At 52.0% G+C, this 24092-nt stretch carries 22 protein-coding genes and 1 pseudogene; 5 read left to right on the top strand and 18 right to left on the bottom strand.

All coding sequences use genetic code 11. From position 1 onward, the window contains the following. Positions 1-13 precede the first annotated feature (13 nt). Entirely contained in the window at positions 14-1003 is a 990-nt protein-coding gene (locus ACOQPU_RS22665; protein WP_420642111.1) for a hypothetical protein, read from the top strand. Positions 1004-1129: 126 nt separating this feature from the next. Here ACOQPU_RS22665 and ACOQPU_RS22660 read toward each other — a convergent pair whose 3' ends face one another. From ACOQPU_RS22660 to ACOQPU_RS22640, 5 genes are all read right to left on the bottom strand, one after another. Continuing rightward, positions 1130-1366 carry a hypothetical protein gene (locus ACOQPU_RS22660; RefSeq protein WP_420642110.1) on the bottom strand — a complete coding sequence of 79 codons (237 nt, stop codon included), beginning with the start codon at positions 1364-1366 and terminating at the stop codon, positions 1130-1132. Positions 1367-1379: 13 nt separating this feature from the next. After that, on the bottom strand, positions 1380-2138 hold the full coding sequence (locus ACOQPU_RS22655; RefSeq protein ID WP_420642109.1) for a glycosyltransferase family 2 protein: 759 nt from the start codon (positions 2136-2138) through the stop codon (positions 1380-1382). Positions 2139-2220: 82 nt separating this feature from the next. Then, positions 2221-3132: a glycosyltransferase family 2 protein gene (locus ACOQPU_RS22650; protein ID WP_420642108.1), complete on the bottom strand. Its 912-nt coding sequence runs from the start codon at positions 3130-3132 to the stop codon at positions 2221-2223. A gap of 37 nt (positions 3133-3169) precedes the next feature. Then, the gene (locus tag ACOQPU_RS22645) at positions 3170-4363 is read right to left on the bottom strand and encodes a phosphate/phosphite/phosphonate ABC transporter substrate-binding protein (RefSeq protein WP_420642107.1); all 1194 of its coding nucleotides are present in this window, start codon (positions 4361-4363) and stop codon (positions 3170-3172) included. A 264-nt stretch (positions 4364-4627) separates the two neighbouring features. Beyond that, positions 4628-6019 carry a hypothetical protein gene (locus tag ACOQPU_RS22640; protein WP_420642106.1) on the bottom strand — a complete coding sequence of 464 codons (1392 nt, stop codon included), beginning with the start codon at positions 6017-6019 and terminating at the stop codon, positions 4628-4630. 263 nt (positions 6020-6282) lie between these two features. Here ACOQPU_RS22640 and ACOQPU_RS22635 point away from each other — a divergent pair, with 263 nt between their 5' ends. From ACOQPU_RS22635 to ACOQPU_RS22620, 4 genes are all read left to right on the top strand, one after another. Then, on the top strand, positions 6283-6972 hold the full coding sequence (locus tag ACOQPU_RS22635; RefSeq protein WP_420645863.1) for a phosphatidylserine decarboxylase: 690 nt from the start codon (positions 6283-6285) through the stop codon (positions 6970-6972). Beyond that, complete coding sequence (locus ACOQPU_RS22630; RefSeq protein ID WP_420642105.1) at positions 6965-7669, top strand: CDP-alcohol phosphatidyltransferase family protein; 705 nt, start codon at positions 6965-6967, stop codon at positions 7667-7669. The genes ACOQPU_RS22635 and ACOQPU_RS22630 overlap by 8 nt, the downstream gene beginning before the upstream one ends. Continuing rightward, positions 7662-8348 (top strand): lysophospholipid acyltransferase family protein, encoded by a 687-nt coding sequence (locus ACOQPU_RS22625; RefSeq protein ID WP_420642104.1) that lies wholly within the window; start codon positions 7662-7664, stop codon positions 8346-8348. The genes ACOQPU_RS22630 and ACOQPU_RS22625 overlap by 8 nt, the downstream gene beginning before the upstream one ends. Before the next feature lie 93 nt (positions 8349-8441). After that, positions 8442-9107 carry a lysophospholipid acyltransferase family protein gene (locus ACOQPU_RS22620; protein ID WP_420642103.1) on the top strand — a complete coding sequence of 222 codons (666 nt, stop codon included), beginning with the start codon at positions 8442-8444 and terminating at the stop codon, positions 9105-9107. Between the two features lie 15 nt (positions 9108-9122). Here the strand turns inward: ACOQPU_RS22620 and ACOQPU_RS22615 are convergent, their stop codons facing one another. From ACOQPU_RS22615 to ACOQPU_RS22555, 13 genes and pseudogenes are all read right to left on the bottom strand, one after another. After that, positions 9123-11084 (bottom strand): fructose-1,6-bisphosphatase, encoded by a 1962-nt coding sequence (locus ACOQPU_RS22615; protein ID WP_420642102.1) that lies wholly within the window; start codon positions 11082-11084, stop codon positions 9123-9125. A 153-nt stretch (positions 11085-11237) separates the two neighbouring features. Continuing rightward, positions 11238-11588: a hypothetical protein gene (locus ACOQPU_RS22610; protein ID WP_420642101.1), complete on the bottom strand. Its 351-nt coding sequence runs from the start codon at positions 11586-11588 to the stop codon at positions 11238-11240. 78 nt (positions 11589-11666) lie between these two features. After that, the gene (gene pfkB / locus ACOQPU_RS22605) at positions 11667-12599 is read right to left on the bottom strand and encodes a 1-phosphofructokinase (RefSeq protein ID WP_420642100.1); all 933 of its coding nucleotides are present in this window, start codon (positions 12597-12599) and stop codon (positions 11667-11669) included. Further along, entirely contained in the window at positions 12596-12970 is a 375-nt protein-coding gene (locus ACOQPU_RS22600) for a hypothetical protein (protein WP_420642099.1), read from the bottom strand. The genes pfkB and ACOQPU_RS22600 overlap by 4 nt, the downstream gene beginning before the upstream one ends. Then, entirely contained in the window at positions 12963-14714 is a 1752-nt protein-coding gene (locus ACOQPU_RS22595; RefSeq protein WP_420642098.1) for an alcohol dehydrogenase catalytic domain-containing protein, read from the bottom strand. The genes ACOQPU_RS22600 and ACOQPU_RS22595 overlap by 8 nt, the downstream gene beginning before the upstream one ends. Before the next feature lie 82 nt (positions 14715-14796). Next, on the bottom strand, positions 14797-16812 hold the full coding sequence (gene ptsP, locus ACOQPU_RS22590; RefSeq protein ID WP_420642097.1) for a phosphoenolpyruvate--protein phosphotransferase: 2016 nt from the start codon (positions 16810-16812) through the stop codon (positions 14797-14799). 38 nt (positions 16813-16850) lie between these two features. Next, entirely contained in the window at positions 16851-17300 is a 450-nt protein-coding gene (locus ACOQPU_RS22585) for a PTS sugar transporter subunit IIA (protein ID WP_420642096.1), read from the bottom strand. A 1-nt stretch (position 17301) separates the two neighbouring features. Next, entirely contained in the window at positions 17302-17637 is a 336-nt protein-coding gene (locus ACOQPU_RS22580; protein ID WP_420642095.1) for a PTS lactose transporter subunit IIB, read from the bottom strand. 159 nt (positions 17638-17796) lie between these two features. After that, positions 17797-18831 (bottom strand): annotated as a pseudogene (gene mtlA / locus ACOQPU_RS22575) (mannitol-specific PTS transporter subunit IIC); the annotation flags it as partial. 156 nt (positions 18832-18987) lie between these two features. Further along, positions 18988-20532, bottom strand: a complete 1545-nt coding sequence (locus ACOQPU_RS22570; RefSeq protein WP_420642094.1) for a BglG family transcription antiterminator — start codon at positions 20530-20532, stop codon at positions 18988-18990. A gap of 367 nt (positions 20533-20899) precedes the next feature. Next, the gene (locus ACOQPU_RS22565) at positions 20900-21430 is read right to left on the bottom strand and encodes a cytochrome b (protein WP_420642093.1); all 531 of its coding nucleotides are present in this window, start codon (positions 21428-21430) and stop codon (positions 20900-20902) included. A 111-nt stretch (positions 21431-21541) separates the two neighbouring features. Beyond that, positions 21542-23008 (bottom strand): stage II sporulation protein M, encoded by a 1467-nt coding sequence (locus ACOQPU_RS22560; RefSeq protein ID WP_420642092.1) that lies wholly within the window; start codon positions 23006-23008, stop codon positions 21542-21544. 61 nt (positions 23009-23069) lie between these two features. Then, complete coding sequence (locus ACOQPU_RS22555) at positions 23070-24008, bottom strand: ABC transporter ATP-binding protein (RefSeq protein WP_420642091.1); 939 nt, start codon at positions 24006-24008, stop codon at positions 23070-23072. Positions 24009-24092 lie beyond the last annotated feature (84 nt).

The raw sequence follows: 24092 nt of genomic DNA, 5'->3' as shown, positions 1-24092 counted from the left end.
AAGATGAGTTCGTATGACGATCAACTTACTACATCAAATTCAAGGCGAATTGGTCGAATCCAACAACGACTTCTCAAATACTCTTCGTAAATCTCTTGTTTTGGCAAGTCGACTTAATTCTGAGGCACTCAAAATGTGGGCGAGGAATGAACTAAATAGCTATCAAGATTCGGCAAATCTACCCGATTATCGCAAAGTACCTGCTCAATCATATAGTAATTACCATACCTTTTCGAGCGTTTCAGTACATCAAATATCGCGCGCACCAGTTAAGCCCAACTTTGACTACGCATATCAAGCTGAAATATTTGCTGGAATGAGCAGTATTGAAGACATGATTCGTAAGTCTGAGAGAGAAACCAGTACTGTTTTACAGATTGACTGGGATCGACCTATGTTCGATGCTCTATCGAAAATATTTGCAAAACAGGGTGGACAGCTTCTAAGAGCGTGGAAAGAGGTTTCATCAAGCAGTTTAGTCCAAATAGCGGATTCTGCGAAAAACCGCTTGCTTGACTTTGTTATCGAACTAGAGAATCTAGCGGCGGATTCGGGAGACCAATTAGGCGGTCTTCAAAAACCAGACGTTGAGAATCTAGTAAATAGAATCATATTACGCAACCCGGAATTTGTAATTCAAGAGGTAAAAACAATGACAATTTTTGATCAAAGAGGACAGAACGTCAACTATCAATACAATGCTGCTGGGAACATCAATTTCTCAAATGTGAAAAACCGCAATGAGTTGATAGGGCAGTTAGAGCGACTTCAAAGCGAGGTAGAGAATGCAATATCAACTGGTCAGCTTGATGAGGACGCCGCCACAGATGCTTCTTATCAAATGACTAAAGCAGTACAGCAAGCAAAAAAGGAAGATGCTCAACAGGGAACAATTATTAAGCATCTAAAGAATGTCAAAGGGTTAATCGCTGGCGCAGCATCGCTAGCAGGTTTGATAAAGGGCGTTTCGGAAGCAATTGAAGCTGTACAAAACTTCTTTTGATTCAGTGAATCAGCTACAAAACGCCGCCTAATAGTACTTCAACCTGACGCGGCGATTGTGTCTTAGTTGGAATTGTGCTGTTGACGTGAAGTTGTCGCTAATCCCACCGCGCAGGTTTAGCGGGCGTTAAACGGCCGTTCTCTTTCCTCCACCTACCTGCACCAACACCCAACTCAACGTGCTGGGCTGCAAGATTAGCTCTTTCACCTCGTCCCCTGGCAGCATAATGAGAACATGACGGCCGTTTTCATCCACCCATTGCCGCCCCTGCCCCACTGATTGCCAACGGCCGTCTAGCAAAATCTTCTTCACTTTCACAATGCCATCTTCGCCAAAGCGGCACTCAACACCAACTTGTTTCATAAATTGCCCCCTCTCAACGATTCTTCCGCCAAAACCAATTTAGCTTACGGTACTTCACCCACTCATAGTACGCCATGTACAAACTAAGACGCAAACCGTGCAGACCATCCTTGTAACCAGCCAAGGTGATCAATCGCCAATGAAATTGGCGCAGGGGCTGCAAAATGTAGTTGTGTGGTTTTGGCTTTATGCCTTCATTGTACAAAATAGAGGCGTCGTAGCTAGTGTAAGCCCGCTGTTTGGCCCGAAAATGGCCTACATCCCGATAATTGTAATGGATGAGCGGCTGCTGCAAATTGCCAATCTCTCCATCCACAACTGCAACTTCGTGGACAGGCCGCTCATAGCGCACATGGCCGTGCTTAAACAGCCGCAGTTGATAATCCGGGAACCAGCCCGCACCCTTGGTGAGTTTGCCAAAAATGTAGTTGTGGCGCGGCACGTACCAGCCCCGTTCTAGCCGTTCTGCCATCACTCGCCGAATTTCGGTTCCTAGCTCTGGCGTTCCCCGCTCGTCGGCATCGACAAAGAAGACCCAGTCGGTTTGCAGGCTGTCTAGTGCAGCGTTGCGCTGCTGGGCGTAGTTTTCAAATTTTGAGTACAGCAGCTCGGCACCAGCAGCTTCGGCTAGAACGGCCGTATCATCTCGGCTATACGAATCGAACACCACCACCCGGTCTGCCCAGCTAAGGGACTGGATGCACTCTGTGATGTGGTTGGCTTCGTTGAGGGTGAGAATTACGGCCGTTAATTCCTGTTGTTTTTGGATCATGGGGAAGTTGTATCAAAGATTTCGCAGATTGGCACCGATTTTTCTTGACTTCCTCTTCACGCTCTGTGACCTCTGTGGCAAATTAAATGCCCTTCCAAATTTGGATGATCGTTTCGTAGGCTTGCTTCATTTGGGGATCGGTAGACTGCTTGGCACGGCGGCGCATGCCAATTTGTACCATTTTTTTGGCGATGGCCAGCTTGAAACGGCCGTACATCTCTGCATAGAGCTGCGCCCGACTCCGCCACAAGTTAATCACCGACGTAGCTGGCACCTGGCGCGTGCTTTCGCCGCCGTAATGCACAATTTCAGCGGACGGGACAGCATAAATGCGCCAGCCCGCCTCCTGAATGCGCCAGCTCCAATCAATTTCTTCGCAATACATATGAAACGATTCGTCAAAGCCGTGGGTCGATTCGGCTACGTCTGCACGCACCATCATCGTAGCCCCTAACGGATGATCGATAGCAAATGGCTCATTGCCCCGCGCCAGCCATGCTTGTGGGTAACGGCCGTTCCAGCGGCTCTCATACAGTCGGGCGGGCAAGGGAAACAGATCGAAGGCCAGCTGGCGCAATCCGGGGAAATAAAAGGCACTGTGTTGGAAACGGCCGTCGCCATACACCAGCCGCGCCCCGGCCATGCCACCATCAGAATGCTCTTCCAGCGTGTTAATGAGTTCGAGTAGCGCGCCAGACTGCACTTTGGTATCTGGGTTAAGCAAAAAGTAGTAGCGAGGGGCATGCGGTTTGGCGGCGGTCATCCCCTGGTTATTTGCTGCGCCAAACCCAGGATTGCTCTGGTTGGCAATCAGATGGACGTTGGGGAATAAATCGCGCACCAGATTGGGTGTGCCGTCGGTAGACGCGTTGTCCACCACCCACACCTCGCCGCGCAGCCCGGATCGCTGCAAATCGGCAAAGACGGAGCGCAGGCATTGCATCAAATAATCCCGCACGTTCCAGCTAACAATAATGACGGCTACATCAATCATAAAAATATCGCCTGTAAGGGCGGCTCGCGAGCTGCCCTTACTCGGTTATCAAAACCGCTTCATCTGTCCAGCCCAGCGTGTCGATGACAAAGTGGAGCGGATCATAGTTGGCAGGTACGGCCGTTTCCAACCCAATCCAGCCGTAAAAGTCTGGCGCACACAGAGAGTCACTGCACAAATCAGAAGCGACAAACTCCGTTAGCAAGTCTGCAAACTGCTGCGCTGGCCCAATCGGGAATTCGCCGCCAACGGCCACCGATGCGGCCGGGATGGGCGCACTCAACGTTAAGATGCGCGTCTCCTCAAATATCTCTTCTGCCGTGTCGAAAACGCCAGAACGAGCATCTCGCACCCGGTAGCCGCCGTTTTCTGGCCTGCCCAATACCACCACAAAGCCAATGCCGCTGCGGCTGGGCGACACGCCGGTCTGTCGCCAAATTTCTGGATCATCTTCACCAAATACCCAATCACGCTCTAAAAAGGGCATGAGCGGCGGCAGGTAGGTGCCGGTGGCAAAATCTACATCGCCATTGAGTACGGCCAGCATCGCGGTGTTGTCGCCCGGCACAGAAACAATCTCGCCCGGTTCAATCCCTTCCGCAGCCAGCAGTGCCTGAAAATACCAGTTGTTGGGAATGCTGCTCTCGCTGGGGATGGCCCAGCTTTTGCCATCCAGATCGGCCAGCTCATTGATCTCGCTGTCGCGGCGCACCACAATCATGCCTGCCTGCCAGCTCATCTCATTGACCTGCACGGCCGTATGCAGTACCTGCGCCCCACATTGCTGGTTGGCCAATGCCACGCCAACGGCCGTTAGAAAACCTATTGTCTCGGCGGGTGCAGCACACATCAGGTCAATGATCCGCTGTTCATTGTCTAGCAAACCCACCTGGAACTGCTGCCCAGATTGCTCCGTCAACCAGTCGGCCAGCACCTGCGCCCGGCTGCTAATGACGGCCGTATCCGCCACCGGGGCAAACAGCAGTTGGAACGGCCGTTCCGCCGAACCGAGCGACGGCACATCAGGGACAACAGTCTCTACCACAGTGACCGTCTCTGTCACCAGGCGTGTCACTTCCACCGGAACTTCTACGGTCACTTCGATGGGTGCTGGGGGTGAAACGGCCGTGTCGCTGGGTACAATGCGCGTCACAACCAGAACCTCTGGGGAAGAAGCACATGCTGTAAAAAAAGCAAAACCAATGAAAACCAAACCCCACAAACGTCGCATCGTCTTACCTGTCCAAAAAAAGAGGCTGCCGCACAGTTGGGCAACCTCCTGTTAACCATTCGTAGTTTACCGTGCCGCCATCACGCTGCCAATGGGTTTCCCCGCTGGTTAACGGACGGCTAACCAAACACAGGAATAGTTCAAAATAGAGCAAGCAATCTTTACACTTGTCATTCCGAGGTCCTCCGAGGAATCTCTCTTATTCGCACATTCAGAGAGATTCCTCACTCCGAAGACTGCGTTCGGAATGACAAGTGATGGTCGTTACTCCAGCGGCCACTCCGGCACGTCGCGGGGGGAACATTCCGGCTGGTTGGTTTCATTCGGTAAATCAACCGTCAATGCTTGGGGATCGACACGCTCATAAAATGTAACAACCTGCACATCTTCATGGATCAGTCCGGCCCATACAGTTTGCGGGTTACGGTCGCCGAAATCATCTACCATACGGATGCTGCCGGTGATAGTAGCTCGCTGGCCCGGCATAAGGTAATAAAAACCATCTATCAGTTCCAAATCTTCTTCACTCCCCAGTGCCCAGCGAAATGGATAGTTGGTTAGTTCATTTTCAAAGCCAATGCCCAGCCGAAATACGCCGGGTTGGGTAAACCAGCCCAAGGTATTGTAATTCCAATCTGAGTCGTACATGACACCAGGCGGAGGCCCACTAGTGCGGATTGGCGTGGTGCCGTAATTTTCTACCGTGACAGAAAAATTGAAGATGCCGCACACGGGAACGGCCGTCGTCTCCCAAGCCACTGTTTCCCCAGCAGGTGGCGACACCACTCGCACGCGCGGCACACCGCCAAACTCAATAGTTAGTTCATCCTGTACGCGCACTTGCTGCCCTTCCAAATCCTGGGCAACCACCACCAGCGGATAGGTGCCATCTGTCGGTGGCGTCGCGCCTTCGTCCACACCGCCTTCATAATCATATTTGTGCCAGCCTTCCGCATTTGGCTCAATTATTTGCTCAAATTCACTGATATGCACCTCGCGACCGTCTGGCATCTGCAAAAAGACGCGAACCTCAGCCACATCTTTGATCAGGTAAAATACAGGCTGCACGCGATCATCAATGCCATCCCTGTTGGGGGTGAAGGTATCTTTGTCCAGGGCGAAATCGCGGATGTCTGGCAACACAGAATCCGCATCTGCAATCCGCAGTTCGCCTTGCTGCGTCTCTGTCACGTCATTTTCATCAGTGGCAATGACGGTCCAGGTGTAACGGCCGTCTTGCAGCAACCGCGCCAAAATCTCCCCCTCGATCTGATCATCCGGCAGCGTGTACGGGTCTACGACCCCACTAAAGGTCACCCGGTATTCACCCGCACCGCGCGGCTTCTCCCGGCGGAAGTAAAAACGGTCACCCGCCTCGTTTTCAAAATAGATGGAGACGGTGGCATTGCGCGATAGTTCATAGGCGATGGTTGTGGCATCGGTATCGCCGTCGGCGTTGGGGCTGATTTCACCTTTGTCTACTTGCACGTTGCGCAGCAGGCTGCCATCCCCGTTGAGCAAGCGGTTGCCCAAAAAGAGGGCAACAATGACCACAAGTAGTGCCACCAATCCCACCCAAATAAATGTCGATTTTTGTCTCATCATGGGCGCAAGTTTACCAAACGGCCGTACCGACGGCGAACGATGTTTAGGCAATGATCACCCTACTACAGTTTGGGGAAATGGCAAATCGAGAACCATCTATAACCAACCTAAAACTGTTTAAGCATTGCGCGGAAACCTCTAAAATCACGCAGCTTTCCTCAGGCGCAATGCTACCTTGCCCCGGCCTAATGGCAATGCTACAATGCCGTCGCTTGGATAACCTTCAAAAAACTTATCTCCACAGTTTGGCAGATTTCACAGGTTGTAGGTTCTTAATCTGCGCAATCTGTAAAATCTGCGGATGATTCTTGACGATGATCACTTATGGCAAGGATCGTGCCTGGCCTTTTGCTGAAGGAGGCGGCGGCACGATTGCTTTTTTTACGATTCTACTAGCAACGGCCGTTTTCCTTTGGTTCCAATTTACTAACTGGGCCGCTGGGCTGTTTTTGCTGCTGGCCGCTTTCCTTTGGCTGCTCATTCTCTACTTTTTTCGCGATCCCAATCGGCAAATAAACGCCCAACCCGGCCTGGTGCTTGGCCCCGGCGATGGCGAAGTAGTGGAAATCACAACAATGACGGAAGACCGCTTTTTGCAGGCCGAGGTCATTCGGATGAGCATGTTCCTGGACATTACCGATGTGCATGTGCAGCGAGTGCCGCTCGCAGGCAAGGTGATGCTGGTGGAGCACCAGCCGGGCAAGTTTTTACAGGCATTCCGGCCAGAAGCGTCTGAACTCAACGAGTTTATTGGGATGGTGACAGAATCGGAGGGATACGGCCGTATTCTCACCAAACAGATCGCAGGTATTGTGGCCCGTCGCTGCCTAAACTACCTCAAATCGGGGGATGTTGTGCAAAGCGGCCAACGGTTCGGCCTCATCCGCTTTAGCTCCCGCGTCGATCTCTTCTTGCCCCCAACGGCCCAAATGCTTGTCAAAGTCGGCGATAAAGTGATTGGGGGCATTACGCCCATCGCTCAACTGAAGAAGAACCATGAATAGTCGATATCGGTACCTCATCCCCAATGGCATCACCTTCATCTCCCTCACCTGCGGCATCGTTTCCATTTTGCTGGCCGCCACAGGTGAATTGGTTGTTGCCGGCATTCTCATCTTGGCTAGCTACATCTTGGACCTGTTCGACGGCGCTTCAGCCCGGTATCTTAATGCAGGCTCTGAATTCGGGCTACAGCTCGATTCGTTAGTCGATATGGTCAGCCTGGGCACTGCCCCTGCCGTTTTGGCCTTTATGTATCTGTATTTGGAAAATGCCGCCGCAACTGCCATTCTTGCTGTGCTGGCCATCTTTTTTGCGCTGGCTGGCGCGTACCGGCTGGCGCGGTTTAATTTGCTGCCACCCAAAGCCAGCGGGCGCGGTGATTCTGCTGGACTTACCATCTCGTCTGCCGGAGCTACTCTGGCGTTGGCGGTTGTGTCTGACATGACGATTTTGACCGTCCCCCTGCCAGCGGGCTGGCTCATGCCTATTATGCTGATTTGCAGCATTTTGATGATCAGCCTTATTCCGTTCCCTTCCTTCCGGGGCGTGTTTAAGGGCCGGGTACGCATTGGCACGCTGTTGGTGCTTTTTGCGGTGACCATTGCCTGGGCAACGTTTGGCAAAGCGTGGCATTTTTGGAATACGATTTATCTTGGCTGGGGGCTGGCGCGAGCCGGTTATTTGCAGATCAATGAGTAAGGCAACGATTACCTGGCAAGACAAGATGAGCGGCGCGATCCTGCACAATTGGGCACGCATGACCAGCCGCTGGAGCAACTTTCAGGTGACCGGCCTGAAGCATTTACGCGCCGCTCAAGAACGAGAACGGCCGATTATTTTTGCCGCCTGGCACGGCATGACCATGATGCTGGTGGGCTTCTTCGGCAATCATTACGATTTGTCCCGGCTGGTTCTGATTCTGCCCGATGATTGGCGCGGCACAACGCTGACGGTATTCGCCAGCAAGCTAGGCGTTACACCCTACCCCATGAACCTGCATGGGGATGCCAGCATGGCCACGGCGCGACAGTTGGCCAAGCTGGTCCGACAGGTAAAAGCTGGCCGGGATGCGTACATTACGCCAGACGGCCCAGAAGGTCCGTCCTACGTTATCAAACCGGGTATCACGTACATTGCCCAAAAGGCCGATGCCACCATTTTGCCTGTTGGTGCCTATGCGCGGCGAGGCTACCGGGTTCCTCGTTGGGATCGATACGTCATGCCGTATCCATTTAGCAAAATAGCGATCCAGATTGGCGAGCCGCTGGTGGTGGCAAAAGATGCAGAGGGAACGGCCGTTGCCAATCATCTCACCCACCAACTGCATCACGTTACCCTGCAAGCCGCCGCCAACTACTACGAAAAACCATTCCCATAAATAATCCGCAGATTTCACAGATTATCGCAGATTTATTGCGTTGGTTTCACTGTGCCTTCGCAAAAAGAATCTACGTCTAGGTTAAAGAACTGTATGACATCCTTATCAGAACGATCATTGGAATTTCAGGGCAATGCCCTGGCACTGTATCACCGGCTGCTGGCGCGCACCGTGCGTTGGCAAATTGAAGGGAGAGCCAACCTTAGCAAAGCATTCGCCAGCGAACGGCCGCTTTTATGGCTGTTTTGGCATGAGCAACTGTCAACATTTGTCACCTATGCAGTCCGCTTTATTGGCGGCGAAAAATTCGCCATTGTCACCCTGGGCGGCGACCCACGCGGCAATATTTTGAGCAGCTTTGCCGCTACACTAGGAGCCACCCCTTATGGCGTGGATATGCAAGGCAACCCGATGGAAGCGGGACGCAAGGTGTTACGAATCATTCAGGCTATGAAAAAGGGCAAGGATTCATTTTTGGCCCCAGACGGCCCAGACGGCCCAGCCCTTGAACCAAAAGCGGGGGCTTCTTATTTGGCGCGAAAAGCAGAAGCGGCCGTTATTCCTGTGGGCGGCTTTACCAAAGCAGGCTACGCCCTCCGCCGCTGGGACAATTATCTGATTCCTTTTCCTTTTGCTCGGCTGCGGCTGGTCTTTGGGGAACCGATCTTCGTGAGCAGACGCGACAAAGATGATGCGGTGACAGAACAAATTGCGGCGGCGTTAACGGCCGTTTACCAACAAGCTCGCAATGAAGCGTAAAAGCACGCTTTTACCCTACTGCTCCTTAATCTCACCCTCGCGGTAAGCTGCCAACAACGCTTGCAACTGGTGAATTTTTGCCTGAATTTGGCGGCCTTCATCGGTGTCACGTACGCGAATGCGTGTAAAGTTAGCCTCCAAAATCTCCGTCTTGGAATGAATGTCCAGCCCCTCTTCGATTGCCTTTTGGGTAGACTCAAACGGGGCATGGGAGGCCAGCAAAAAGCCGTAGGAGTTATGGATGAGCGTGTAGCCCGCAATGCCCGTCTTGTCCTGGTACGCTTTGGAAAAACCGCCATCTATGACGATGAGACGGCCGTTTGCCTTCACCGGGCTCTCCCCTTTCTTAACCTCCACTGGCACGTGCCCATTCACAATGCGGGCAGTATTGGGGTCCAGGCCGAATGCTTCCAGAATTTTTACGGCCGTTTCCGGCTTATCCCGCAAGGCATAATACGCATTCTTCCCCTCTTGGTGCGTGGCCGAGTCGGCTAAAAAATACCGTTCAAATGTCGCCATCTTCTTCTTGCCAAACAGCGGCGAATGCGCCCCGCTCCACAAATACCACATCACATCCTGGCCGTATAATTTTTGCTCCGGATCGGACGCAACATACCCTTGTCGCGCCAGCCGATCCAGCCGATCCATGAATGATTTGGCCTCGAACGTTTCGCCATCCACCCGCACCGTGGCAAAAGAACCGTCTTCATTCATGGCGATGCAGCCGTGGTAAAGCAAATTGCCGTTGTAAATGAGGTACAGGCCGCCTTTGGCATACAAAAACCGAACGTGCTTTTGCAGCCGTTCGCTGTTGGCAAAAGATATCCGCAGCCGCTCCAACACCGACTTCTCCTTCTCCGAGAGGCGGAAGGGATCATCGGGATCAACTGTGGGTAGGTGGGTATCCAGCAGGGAGTGATCTTGCCCATTCAGGCAAATCGTACCGTTGTCAAAATCTATTTTGTCCAGAAGTAACCGATCTGCCATGCCATAATGCTTGCGCCGCTGAATTATTTGTGCCTCCAGCTTGAACTGAATGATGGTGATTGCCTTCTGCATTTTAGACATGAGCTGGATTTCACTCTGCGTAAACTCATCGGTCGATACTTTGGGCTTAAACCGCTCGCAAGGATCGTCTGCGTATGTTTCCATGGCAAACGATGCCAGCGGCAGCATGCTGACGGCATACCCATTTTCCAGCGTTTCCATGTTGCCATACCGCAAACAGATGCGGATGACGTTGGCAATGCACGCCTCGCTGCCTGCGGCGGCTCCCATCCACAAAATGTCGTGGTTGCCCCACTGCACATCCACGGCGTGGTAATCCAGCAGCTTGTCCATGATGATGTGTGCCCCGGGCCCCCGATCGTACACATCGCCGATCACGTGCAGGCGGGCAATGGCCAGCCGCTGAATCAGTTCAGCCATTGCCACCACAAAGGCATCGCCCCGATTGGTGGAAATAATGGTTTCGATGATGCTTTGATAATATTCCTGCTTGTTGGCCACGCTTTCTTGTTCATGCAGCAACTCCTCGATGATAAAGGCAAAGTCATCAGGGAGCGCTTCGCGAACGGCCGTACGTGTGTATTTAGAAGAGACTTCACGGCACAGCTTAATCAACCGAAACAGAGTAATCCGGTACCATTCCGCATCATTTTCAACATTTTTTAGAATGAGGGGCAGCTTTTGCTCTGGATAATAGATGAGCGTGGCCAGGTTCCGTTTTTCGTCGTCCAGCAACGAATTGGAAAAAATCTCTTCAATTTTGCGCCGGATAGAGCCAGACCCATTCTTGAGAACGTGCGAAAATGCTTCATACTCACCATGCACATCTGAAATAAAATGCTCGGTTCCTTTGGGTAAATCCAGATTGGCACTGAGGTTGATAATGGCCATTGAGGCCGCCTGAATTGAGGGATATTGTTGCGCCAGGAGCTGTAAAAAGCTCTGGCTGTACGTCTCTTGTGTGATCATGGGTTTCTTCTCCGTGGGTGAGCCGAAAATCTTATGAATCCGCACCTATTGTCGGAGAGAACCTGGAAAAAACAAATTTAGGGGCACCGATAGAATAATCGGTTGAAGGAGGGGTGCCAGCCACGGCAAAGTAGCTGGCACCCATAAGGAGATTTAGGTGGATAACCTGTGTTCTAGATGGGCATAAAACCAGTTGGCAACCGTGCGCGAGACACCTTTTCGTGCGCCAAACATCAATTTTTGCCCGACTGCATTTAATGGATAAATTTCAACAGCAACGGCCGTTCCCCCACCTTCACCAGCAACCGTCACATTCATATGGGTACGATCCCCAAGTACCTTACCCAATATCTTTTTATCAAAGCGAACTGAGATAGTGCCAGCGGCTGCATCCTGCTTCTCAATTTTCCCCTGCAGCCCTTCAATCGCTCCCAACGCGGCTGCATAAACCGCCTCGCTGCTTTCTGAATACTGTTTTTCCTCTTCCACAGTAAAAGACGACATTTGTCTCTCCATTTTTTGATATGTGTGAACTTTACACAAACCTGATAAACTTTATGTCAAATTATGCAAATCCTGACACTAGATAAACTGCTTGATTTTGACTTGCTTTAACAAATCTTCAACCATTGGCAACGTGCCAACGGCCGTTCCCGCCAGGCTGGCCGTCGCTGCGCCGCAGGCAATGCCCCACTGTAACGCTTCTGACACTGGCATTCCTAAGCTAATGCCATACACTAGTCCACCAACCATCGAATCTCCAGCTCCGATTGGATTGCTCTCTTTAATGACCGGTGATTCAGCGAGCCAAGCCGTCTCTCCATCACTAAAAATGGCTCCCGATTTGCCCAGCGAAATAACGACATTTTGGGGTCCCATTTGCTGAATTTGATGAGCGGCCGTAACGGCATCCAGCAGTGAATCAATAGCGACGCCGCTTATATTTTCAGCTTCACTATCATTTGGCTTAATAAGAAATGCACCCGCAGCACATCCACCTAGCAATGCTGCGCCGCTTGTGTCTAAAATGACCTGTCCACCATGCGACTGAATCAGACGCACCAGTTGAGCATAAATGGTATTCGGCACGCCAGGCGGCAAGCTGCCTGCCAACACCCACCAATCGCCTGGTTTGGCAAGCTGCTCAATCTGCGTGAGCAAGGCTGCCTGCGCCGTTTCAGAAATGGTGGGGCCAGATTCATTTACTTTGAGATAGCGATCATGATGCTCAGTGACGATACTCACATTGGTTCGGGTTTCACCTTCAATCCAGGTAAACGCTGTCTCAACGTTTAGCATAGCCAACATCTCTGCCAACAGTTCACCACTTTTGCCACCAGCAAAACCGAGAGCCACACTCTTTGCCCCTAACGCGGCCAACATGCGGGAAACGTTGAAGCCTTTGCCGCCACAATCCACACGGGCATCGCTGGCACGCAGCACGGTATCGAAAGCAAAATCAGCCACGGTCAGTTCTCGATCAACAGCCGGATTCAGGGTAACCGTGTAAATCATCTATTTTCCCTCGTTTTTTGTAGATCGGTTTGTGCCAACCACCAGCCACCGATGGCACCCAGCACGGTTGTGAACAGCATAACCAGCCATCTACCACCAAAATCGTAGACGTAATGGCGCACTTCCAGCAATGCCAGAATCACCCCAAATTTGAAGAAGGTGATAACGGCCGTTCTCCCCAGTTCACCAACAGGCGGTCGATTTTTCTTAAGCAGGGAGATTGTGGTGAGAACGGCCGTTGCCAACAGGGCCAACGCTACCGCCACAGCAAAATTTGGTTCGCGAACGGGGCGAAAAAACCAGCCAAAGTAAAGGCCCAGCCCGCCGCCCACCAAAACGTATTGCTGCAGCAGCTTACGATTTTTAGGCATGCTCAACCTGCCAGAACGCTTCTACCAAAGCGGCTTCCGCCTCGGCCGTCCACACATCCCCCTCGCCTAGCTTTTCCGCGATGTTAGGATATTTCTCTTTCAACTCCGTCAGGCTCATGAGTGGTAAGCCGCTAATTTGCGGGAAAATGACAACCTTGCCCGGATACCGCCCTTCCATCATGGCCTCTACACCGTCGCGAGCCGCTTCCATGCCACCAACGGCCGCAACTGAACGGTTTGGTGACAATTCGCCCGTTACCGTTTTGGCAATGACTGTTGCCTGATCGGCCAATGCCGAGCCAGACGTACCGGTAAATTGGGCATTGTGCAGATAGACGGTACTCATATCCAGTGCGGCCATGGTGCCATTAGGAACCCCCGCAAAAAGCACCAGCATGCCGTCAGGGGCCATGTAGGTGCCCGCTTCGGCCATCAGAGAAGCCACAGGCACACAAATCACCACATCATCTGCGCCAATTTGGTCAGTTACATTTCGCACAAAATCGGGCAAAGGTTCATCTGCCGTGGTTGGGTTGAATGTAATCAACTGTTTGCCGTTGGCTTCGGCCAGCGGGGCAAACAAATCTTTTAGGGCAGCAAGCCGCATCTCGTTCAATTCTGTGGCAATAATGAGACTGGGACCATCCTTCAACTCAATGGCCCGCTGCACGTGCATCTGCCCCATCGGGCCACCCGCACCCACAAAAACGGCCGCACCGCCCGGGCGTAAATCACACCGATTGCGGGCTTCACCATAGGCGGCGGCAATATCTGGGCCAACCGTACCAACGTAGGCCGTGTAATGGTAATGAATCCGTCCAACATCAATTTCCACTTTGCCATCCAAAGGCGCCTCCCCCACCAAGTTAAACGTGCCGCGAAACGCCGTCAGTTTGGCGGCTTCGCCAACCAGTTTGGCACTTTTGGGAGACAGAATAATGATGTCGTCGAACCCCTCGTCCTCCGTTAACTCAGCTTTGAGGATGGGAAAATCAGACGGCCGTAACCCGCCCCGCACGAAAATCTCCACATTTGGCCCAACTTTCTGCCGAATGAGTGTTTTCACACTAGCTGGCACGTCGCTCAGCACCACAAGAGACGGTGCCAATTCGCCAGAAAAAGTGTAGTCTGTCCCATCATCTGGCTGGCCGATGACCCACAGCCGACCGCCAGCTTTAGGTTGCAAGCGACGACGTTGGGTGTAAGAGGCTTCCACACAAGCCCACGGTTCCGTCAATGCCGTTTCTGCATAGCCCAGCGCATCTTCTAGCGGCAGCACATAAGCCCCATCATCCGCGTCTAGCACTTCTGGCCCGATGAGGTGATATTGCGTCAGTCCGCCGGGAATTGTGTAGCCGTACGCAGTGGAACGGCCGTCCTGGTAAATGTCTGGTTGAATTGCTAACCGCTGGCCTGGATGGTAAACACCTTGCAAATCTTTCCCCACCTTGATAATGGTTAAAGCCGCCTCATGGCCCAAGCGTGTTGGCTCCTCAGCTAAATCGCGATTGTACAATTTTGGGTGTCCTCCACCCTGCCGAATCAGCTTAACGTCAGAGAAACACATCCCTACGCTGTCTACACGAACCAATAGCTGATTGTCTGCTGGTTCTGGAATTGGAAACGCTTCTGGTTGACCATTGCGGCCAATATTTTCAATACCCGCACCATACATATTCCAAGACCATGTTTGGGCAGGCAAAGGCATCTGTGCCGACTGGTACAGTTCATATTTTTTCGTCATTTTTTACTCTACCTTTGAAAGGTTGCTCTAATAAAATGAATGTTGGCAATTGAGAAAAATTCTAAATTGCGGCTCAAAGACGCTAAACTAATTTCCGCACCTCTCCTGCGATTTTACAAGCAAGCGAGCGTTTTGCTAACTTTTGGGCCTCTGCATAGCTTAAATTGCGAATGCTGGCTTTCACCAAGGCGATGGAGGGCACGCTGACGCTCAGTTCATCCACGCCTAGCCCCAGCAAGATTGGTGCAGCCTGGGGATCGGCCCCTAGCTCACCACAAACCCCCACCCATTTGCCAGCCGCATGGGCACCTCGTACCGTGGCATCAATCAGACGCAGCACGGCGGGATGCAAACCGTCAGACTTGCCAGCCAACACCGGGTGCATCCGATCCATTGCCAACGTGTATTGCGTTAAATCATTGGTGCCAATGGAGAAGAAATCTACTTCTTTGGCAAAGAGATCGGCCATCAAGGCTGCGGCGGGGATCTCAATCATGATGCCAACAGGCACCTGCGGCGCATTCAACTCTGCCCGAATTTCATCGACGATTGCTTTGGCAGCGAACCATTCGCTCATGTCGGCCACCATGGGAAACATGATGCGCAGCGAGCCAAAACTGGCCGCGCGTAAAATGGCGCGAATCTGCTCACGCAGCAACTCTGGCCGGTTCAGGCAAAGGCGCAACCCGCGTTCACCGAGGAAGGGATTGTCTTCTGGTGGTACTTCTACGTATGGCAACGGTTTATCGCCACCAATATCCAGCGTGCGAATAATGACGGGCTTGCCTTCCATTACCTCGGCGATTTGCCGATACACCTCAAACTGCTCATCTTCTGAGGGGGGCGTGGCGCGATCAAGGAACAAGAACTCTGTTCGCAGCAGCCCAACCCCTTCTGCGCCAGATTGGTTGGCTTTTTTAGCGTCTGCGACGCCACCAATGTTGGCCGCAATTTCGATGCGATGATCATCCAGCGTGATGGCTGGTTCATTTGCTTGTTCACGGGCCGCTTGCTGCTGTTGTTTAGATGCCGCCAATTGGCTTTTTGCTTTCTCTTGGGTGGCGGCGTCTGGGTCTACCTCAATAACGCCTGTGCTACCGTTGAGGATAACGGCCGTTCCATCCGCAATCTCCAGCAAACCATCCCCTGCACTCACCACAGCAGGCAAATTCAACGCTCTGGCAATGATGGCTGAATGGGCCGTAGGGCCACCAACGGCCGTTGCAAATCCCAACACCTTTTCCGGGTCTAGCGTTGCCGTGTCAGACGGGGTGAGATCGTGGGCAAAAACCACCACGGGATGATCGGGCCAGGCCACAGCCTGGCTGCTATCTTCCCCAGCCAACAGTTGCAAAATCCGGTTCCCTACATCCCGAATGTCAGCCGCGCGTGCCGCCAAAAGCGGATTGTCTAGAGCGGCCATCTCAGCAGCACGCTCATCGACGGTCATCTGCCAGGCTTGGGCAGCACTGTTCTCGGCCGCAATTTTTTGCTGAACTGCGTCAAGCAAATCATCATCGGTTAACAGTTCACGATGTACATCGAAAATAGCGGCTTCTTCTGGCGCGCGCCTGGCTACCTTTTGCTGCAACTCAAAGAGCTGCTCTTGCCCCAGAGCTAGGGCCGTCTCTAACCGTCTTTGCTCCGCGGCAACACCGGCAAATTCCTGCGTGACGCTTACGGCCGTCTGTTTCATTTGAAACACAGGGCCAATGGCTAACCCTGGTGCGGCTCCGATCCCGGCCAGCCCATTCCCATAAATAGCTGGCACCACGCTGCCATTTGCTGGTGCCGAACTCTCTTGTGCAGGCTTGGCTGCTGGTTGGTGTGCCTCACCCTCGCCGAGTCCGGAAGAAACGGCCGTTTGCAATGCTTCAGCGGCCATTTCCTCATCTTCACCATCCAGCTCCACCTGGATACTGCCGCCGTGCTTCACGCCCAACCCCAGCACAGCAATTAGGCTTTTCCCGTTTACGTTTTTGCTGCCGTGAGTGATCCGTATGTTCGATTTGAACTTCTTGGCCGTCTTGACAAACACCTTGGCTGGGCGAGCATGAAGCCCGGTGGCGTTTTCAATGACAAAGTTTAGCTGTTTCACAACTTCGCTTCCTTTGTTTTGTAAGCTATCGTTTCTGTTTACACACTGTCTGGTACACCGTTGAGTGCTTTCAGAATTAAATTAACATCATCTGTACGCGCCAACGCTTCCGCCATGTCTGGGTCTTCAATTGCCTCAGCCAAATTAGACAGGACGGTCATGTGCTCATCCCCTTGGGCGGCAATGCCAATAACCAGATAAGCCAGTTCGTCTTCATCATCCTCGTCCCAGACAATCCCTGCTGGCACCTGCAACACAGAAATACCCGTTTGTTTTACATGGCCACGATTTTCATACTGTCCATGCGGTATCGAGACGCCATTCCCCAAGTAGGTAGACATCGTAGCCTCGCGGGCAAGCATACCGTCTACATAGGCTGCTTCTACACAGCCAGTCTCCACCAACAGAGCACCCGCTTGCCGGATGGCATCCTGTTTGTCAACGGCCGTTGCTTGCAGCTTAATCCGGTTTTTCTCCAAGATAGCCATCTTAGCCTCCCAAACTTTCATCAATTTGGCTATTTTCTACAAACGCATTCACCAACCGATCAAAAGCAGGATCGTTCAGAAAATGGCTGAAAGTCACAACCACCGCGTCCGGCACGCGCTTGCGCACCACGTTCGCCAAGCCCTTGTGTACGACAACCACCTGGGCACTTTCGGGAATAGCCCGTGCGGGTTTGTGTATTACCTTAACCCCAGATACATTGGCTTTTTTGAGCTTCTTTTTGAGCGAGTTTACGCTCATCAGGCTAGAACCCATGCCTGCTTCACACGCTAAAATAATCGTCTGGACATTTGCAGCATCAATCGAACCTGCCATCATCAACCTCTTTTTGTTCAATGGGAACCCTGAAATTTCTTTTTGTGATTTACATAGATGTGACAGCCACTTCATAAGGTAACTGCCACATCACGAACGTTCAGAGCATGTTGTTTGTTAAAAAATTAATTAGGCGAGACCGGGAACGCCTGCGGCATCTGCTTCCATCTCTTCCGTTTCATCTGTTTCCTGCACAGGCCGTATCCGCAAGAGGAGAATGCCCACAGCCGCCGCCGCAATTGCCCCGATCAACACCCCCACAAGGACGGAAAAATGCTGACCGCGGGGAATGACTGCCAAATAGGCAAAGATGGACCCCGGTGAAGGCGTCGCGACAAGCCCAGCGTTGGTAATAGTGAACCACAGATCAGCAGCAATACCGCCAGAAATAACCGACAAGATCATGATTGGATGTGCCAAAACGTAGGGGAAGTAGATTTCATGAATACCGCCCAGGAAGTGAATAATCATCGCGCCAGGAGCAGATTCTTTCAGCAACCCTTTGCCCGCTACATAGTAAGCTACCAGCAAGCCCAGGCCGGGGCCGGGGTTTGTTTCCAGCAAAAAGTGGATGGCTCGACCCGTTTCTTCGGCGGCGGCCACACCCAATGGAGCCAACACACCATGATTCAATGCGTTGTTCAGGAACAATACTTTGGCAGGCTCAATGATAATCGCGGCTAGAGGCAGCAAACGCGCAGTCACCAACGTATCTACGAGCGAGCCAGCAGCATCACTAATTGCTGAGACAATTGGACCAACAACAACATTGCCGATTAGAGCCAGAATGACAGCCAAAATACCGGCTGAGAAGTTATTGATCAACATCTCAAACCCAACCGGAATGCGATCTTCTAAAACTTCATCGACCTTTTTCATGGCCCAACCGCCAAGGGGACCCATAATCATTCCGCCCAAAAACATAGGGATGTCTGCGCCAACAACCACACCCATGGTAGCCGTTGCGCCCACAACACCTCCGCGTACGCCATGAATCATTTTACCGCCGGTGTAACCAATCAACACGGGCAACAGATACAGAATCATGGGGCCGACCATCTCGCCAAACTGCTCATTGGGAATCCAACCCGTGGGGATAAAGAGGGCAGTAATCAACCCCCAGGCAATAAATGCCCCAATATTGGGAATAATCATCCCGGCCAAAAAACCACCAAACTGCTGAATTCTTTCTCTCATTTCACCTCTCCTTGAATAAAATATGATGAGTAACGTTTTGCTACCACTCCATTTGCGGCAGGCAGCTTAAACCATCCGGGCTCCTAGGTGGAATCCGGCTAAAAAACGAATGAACCGTTTCTAATAATCTTTAGCTATCGTTTTTCGCTGTGGCTTTCAGGCCAGCCATTGGGTAATAATGGCAATGTCTTCGGCTGAAAGCAGCGGGTGAACTTGTATTACAGAAGATTGATCTAAATATTCGTTGGGCAGCGGCACCGTTGTGATGATTAGCTGAGCCGATTGCATCTCCTGTGCGCTTAATTCCCGAAGTGACAAAACATCAATTTGCCCTAGTCGCGGGAATCGTGCCTTAAGCCTGGCTACCAAGAGCTGGGCGGTGGCCATGCCGCTGGGACACACGACAATGACGCGATTGAGGCGGTGCGGCCGTTCCCGAATAAAAGCCGCTCGTAGCAGTAACACCAGATTATTTACCTCGTCGGGAGGCAAATTAAGCCCCATTTCGGTGCTCATCTCTTCAGCGAGCGTGTTGGCAATAGTGGCTTCAAAACTGTATCGCTCAGGGAGATCTTTAGTATAGTTTATGGGTGGTGCCCACAGCTCAAACCGCTGACGCATAAATGCGGGGATTAAGTGGGCGGCTAATCCTTCACGCAGGGCATTGTCGAACTGCATGGCAGGCACACGGTACGCTTGAGCAATGCTACGCATCAGGCTATTCAGCAAATCTTCAAACGACTCTTCTACTTGCAAATCGGTTGACCAACTGCCGCTGCGCGACCCAGAAAGTAAGTGCATGGCTAAATAAGCAACTTCGCAATCCCATTCATTTTCGGGCAGGTCAAGCTCTTGCTGTTGCAACATTTCGCTGGCAACCTGCCAAACTGATTGGTAGGCTTGCTTTGTAAAGGCTGGATGAATCGTTTGGGCAATTTGCCCATTTAAGATGCGCTGTTTTTGAATGGCAATGGTCAATGCCAGGTAAAGAGCTGCATTGTCGGTGAAACGGCCGTTCAGTTCAGTTTCTGCAAACCCAACCAGCGTCATGGCCTGCCGGGTCTCCCACTGCTCAACCATCTGCTTAGCGTGAGTGGCCAACGGCATCAAGTTTGCATCTTTGGCGAGCTGATACATTAATCCAGTGGCGTGAGACACCTGCATAAGTGGGTCACTAAAATTTGTGTCCCCCCAAAGAATGGCAGCGATTGCCTGCCGTATCTGGTGTTCCGTCCCGTCGAGCATAAAGCCAAAGTTGGGACGGCGTTCTAGCGTCAAGTCAAACGTTTCTACCCAGGCTTCAATCAAATCTAAATCTTTTAATAAAGTCGTGCGTGATACACCACTTTCTTGTTGAAGCTGGTACAAAATTAAAGGTTCAGAAGCTGTTAGCAGGTACAAAACCAGCAGTTGCTGTCGCTGCCCCGGCGTTAGCTGTAGCCGAATATTGTCCTCAGAGGCAAGCTCAGACAGTAAACTTTCGCGGTCATGGTCAGTACAAGCCACCTGTAAACCAACGCCGGGAATCATGTCTAGGTCCGCATTGTGCTCTACCAACCACAGTTTGATTGGCTTCAGGCTATAGGAAACCTGCCGGGGTGTTAACCCAACATGGCGACCTACATCTGCCGTAACAACGGCCGTTTCCGCCGTTAGCAGATAGTGAAGCAAATCTCGTTGGCGAGTCGTCAGCGAAATCATGGATTGAATAATTTTCTGTTACCTTTTCGTTGGTGGATATGGTTTCCTTCTTCCGAATGGCTGAATTATATAAGCAAGAGTATCCAAAATGTACGAGGAATTGTTGTCAGTTTTTGCCAACTGGCTTTGACAAAAGTTGACTAATGGCGGCAAAATGCCTCAAAAAAGCGAAGTATTATGGGGATTAGGCGAAAATTTGGTGAGTAAAACACGTCACAGCAGGTATTTACTAAAGACGAGCAACCGAGCGTAGCAGGCAAAATTGATGCCTCACAACACCTAGCTGCTCATATTTTTACCGGCTTATGGCTTTGATCAACCCAATTTGATGCGAGCCTGGGCAGGTCTGCATCATGCAAAACAAAGATTATGATGATCGTTTAAACCAGGGAATACCCATTCGACCAAATGTATCCCCCTCGCGCACCTGATACATAATGACACCAGCCAGATGCAAGAAAAAGAGAAGCATAAACACCTTGGAAACAATATTGTGAACCGCACGGGGCGGTACATCCTGAATTCCTGCTGGGGTGACGTTTGCTGGCGAAAGCCCTAATTCACTCAATAGCAGCATCCCCACCCCGCTAGAAACCATAATCAAGATGACCACATAGAGCAGATTATGATTCCAGGTAAACATGGTCTTTTGCGTCCCTTCCAAACCTGGTGGCGTGTCTGGGCGCGTATCCACAAAAATCCAGACAACACGGGCGACGGTTAGCACCAGCACCACCAGACCGATGGTGACGTGCATTTGGTACATTTGGGTTTGCTGGGCAGCGTCGGTGACGTCGGTCATGATAGTACCAAAGACAGCTAATCCCACAATGAGCAACATACTGAGCCAATGAAAAATTTGGGCGATACGGCCGTACTGTTCTGAATTTCCCTTCACAATCCTGCCTCCTTAAATATATTGATGCTGCTGAACAAAAAATGGGTACAAAATTGTACCCATTAAACAAGATTTACGCTCATCAAAAAATTAGGATTGCTAAAACAGAGGCTAACCACCATACACTAGCCGCAGCACTTGCGGCGTGACGTAGGCCTCAACCAACGCCGCCAGCAGCAGCAGCGGAATGCCCAGCCCCAGCAAGATGCGCCAAAATTCAGCCCCGCGAATGATGAACATTTCGCTAAGGGAGCGATTACGCAGCGGGGCAAACGTCACCGTTTGCCAACGCAGGGCTGATGCGCTAATGAGCAGCAGCACTGGTAACTCAAAAATGGCGTGGGGCACAATCGTGCCCAGCAAAAATTGGAGCGGGTTTTCCCCAGCCATGTAAAACTGCATGGCAATAAAGCTGATAATACCCCAGGGCAGCATAAAAATGAGCACGCCCAGCACGCCCAGCGTAAAAATCCCCAAGATGGTTTGCAGCAGCAGTGCCCGCACATTTTGGCTCACGATGAATAGCGGCAAGGCAGAGAGGTATACTTCTAGGCCAGCCAAATTGGTGAGCATGTTTTGGCCATTTAGCTGCGATTTCAAATCGTCCGGGAAGGGAAATTGCTGGGCCATGAAGATGCCAATGATCGCTGCCCCACCCAACGCCAGCAGCAAAGCACCCATCGGTTTAAGCAAGCTGGGAACGATGGCCCAAGTTTGCTTAAACCAAACGAGGGGGTTGGGGTAACGGCCGTTTCCCAACTGAGTCTTGCCAGAAAAATATCCCCAAAATTGGCGTACCATCCAGCCCAGGCGAATCTGGTCGATATCCCGACCCAGCAGCTCCTCCCGGTTAAACAGCGACAACCCCATGCGCATGAGCACAACGGCCGTAATCGTCAACGCCAGCAGCAGCCACCAAAGGCCATCGTGGTTGCCCCAAAACAAAGCCGCTGCCTCCGCCTGAATCAAAATCGCCATGGGCACGATGATGAAGCTAGCCAACAGGTTGGCAGCGCGCACGCTCGTCGCCTGGCTCGAGACAACCACCGCCCCCGCCACCATGATCATCCCCTGCACCGTCGTCAGCAAAATCGTTTGCAGCACAAGCTGAAACTCAGGCTGCCAATCCACCGTGATGGTCAGCCCAATCATGTACACTGCCATCCCCAAATAGCTGGCCGAAAGCGGCGGCACCAGCGCGGCCACCATCTTGCCCGCATAAAGCTGGGCGTTGCTCAACGGCGTCGAGAGCAGCGGCTCCATGCTCTTGCGCTCCTTCTCGCCCACAAACGTCTCCAGGGCAATGATGAGCGAAAACGACATGGGGAAGAAGCCCACTACCAGCAGCAAGAAGGGAATAAGCTGGTTGGCAATCACCTCTGCGCCAAAATCAGCCACAAAGTTAAGCAGGCGGGAGGCGGTAAAGTTCATCAACGCAGGGAAGATGAGCGTGAGCAAAAAGATGGGAATGATGATGCGCCAATCACGGAAAGAGTCCCGAATTTCGCGGCGAGCCACCACCGTCGCCATGCGCAAATCATGCTTACTGGGGTAAGTTGGTCGAGAAATAGCAATCATTTTGGGAAGTACTCCTTCAAGGATTATTCACCGCAGCAGAAAATGCAAAGAAAAATCTGCGCTAATCTGCGAAATCTGCGGATTCTTCTTTATCAGCAACAACGCGCAGGTAAACTTGCTCCAAACTTTGGGAGATGGGCTGCAATGAGATAACGCCCAAGCCCAGCCCGCCCAGGCAGCGGACCAATTCTGGGTTAGTCGCGTCGGGGTTTTCGGTACGATAGCGAATAGTGTCACCCAGCACGGCTTCTACGGTGACAAGCTGTCCAATCTCGCCAATTTCACCATTCAAATGGCGGTCCACACGCACTTCTAACTGGGGTTGGCCAAGCAGTTGCTGTTTGAGAACGGCCGTGCTCCCCTGGGCCACAATTGTTCCTTTTTTGATGATGGCGATGCTGTCTGCCAGCATTTCTGCTTCGGCCAGATTGTGGGTACACAAAATGACGGTGCGCTTATCCTCACGCAGCTCGCGGATAGCGTCGCGCACCAGCTTGGCACTGTGCGGGTCCATCGCCGAGGTGGGTTCATCCAGCAGCAAAACGGACGGGTTGTGCAGCATGGCCCGAATCAACCCCACCTTTTGCCGCATCCCTTTGGAATATTGCCCCAGCCGCCGATCGGCCTGCCCGGCCATGTCGAATCGCTCAAACATGGCCAACCCGCGCTTTTTAATTTCTGCGTCGCTGAGGCCGTAGAGACGGCCGTAAAACAGCAAATATTCCAACCCGCTCATGCGTAGGTACAATCCTGGCTGCTCCGTGAGCATCCCAATGTCGTGCCGCACCTTGTCTGCTTGCTGCACCACATCGTAGCCGTTGATTTGCGCCGAGCCGCTGGTCGGACGCAAAATCGCCCCCAACATGCGCACGGTGGTGGTCTTACCCGCCCCGTTTGGCCCCAGCAGCGCCAGCAGCTGCCCCGCTGGCACGTTTAAGCTGAGATTGTGAACGGCCGTAAATTCTTCAAAAACCTTGCCTAACTTGTTTGCTTCAATCATGTTTACTCACCAATGTTTGCCCCTCACACAACAGTAAACCCCACCACCAAAAGAATTGTGACATTATCTGGAAAAGATTTCAAA

The organism is Candidatus Leptofilum sp. (assembly GCF_965223285.1).
Classification (GTDB): Bacteria; Chloroflexota; Anaerolineae; order Promineifilales; family Promineifilaceae; genus Leptofilum.
The sequence above is the reverse complement of the archived record's forward strand: the minus strand, read 5'-3'. Positions and strand labels throughout refer to the sequence as shown.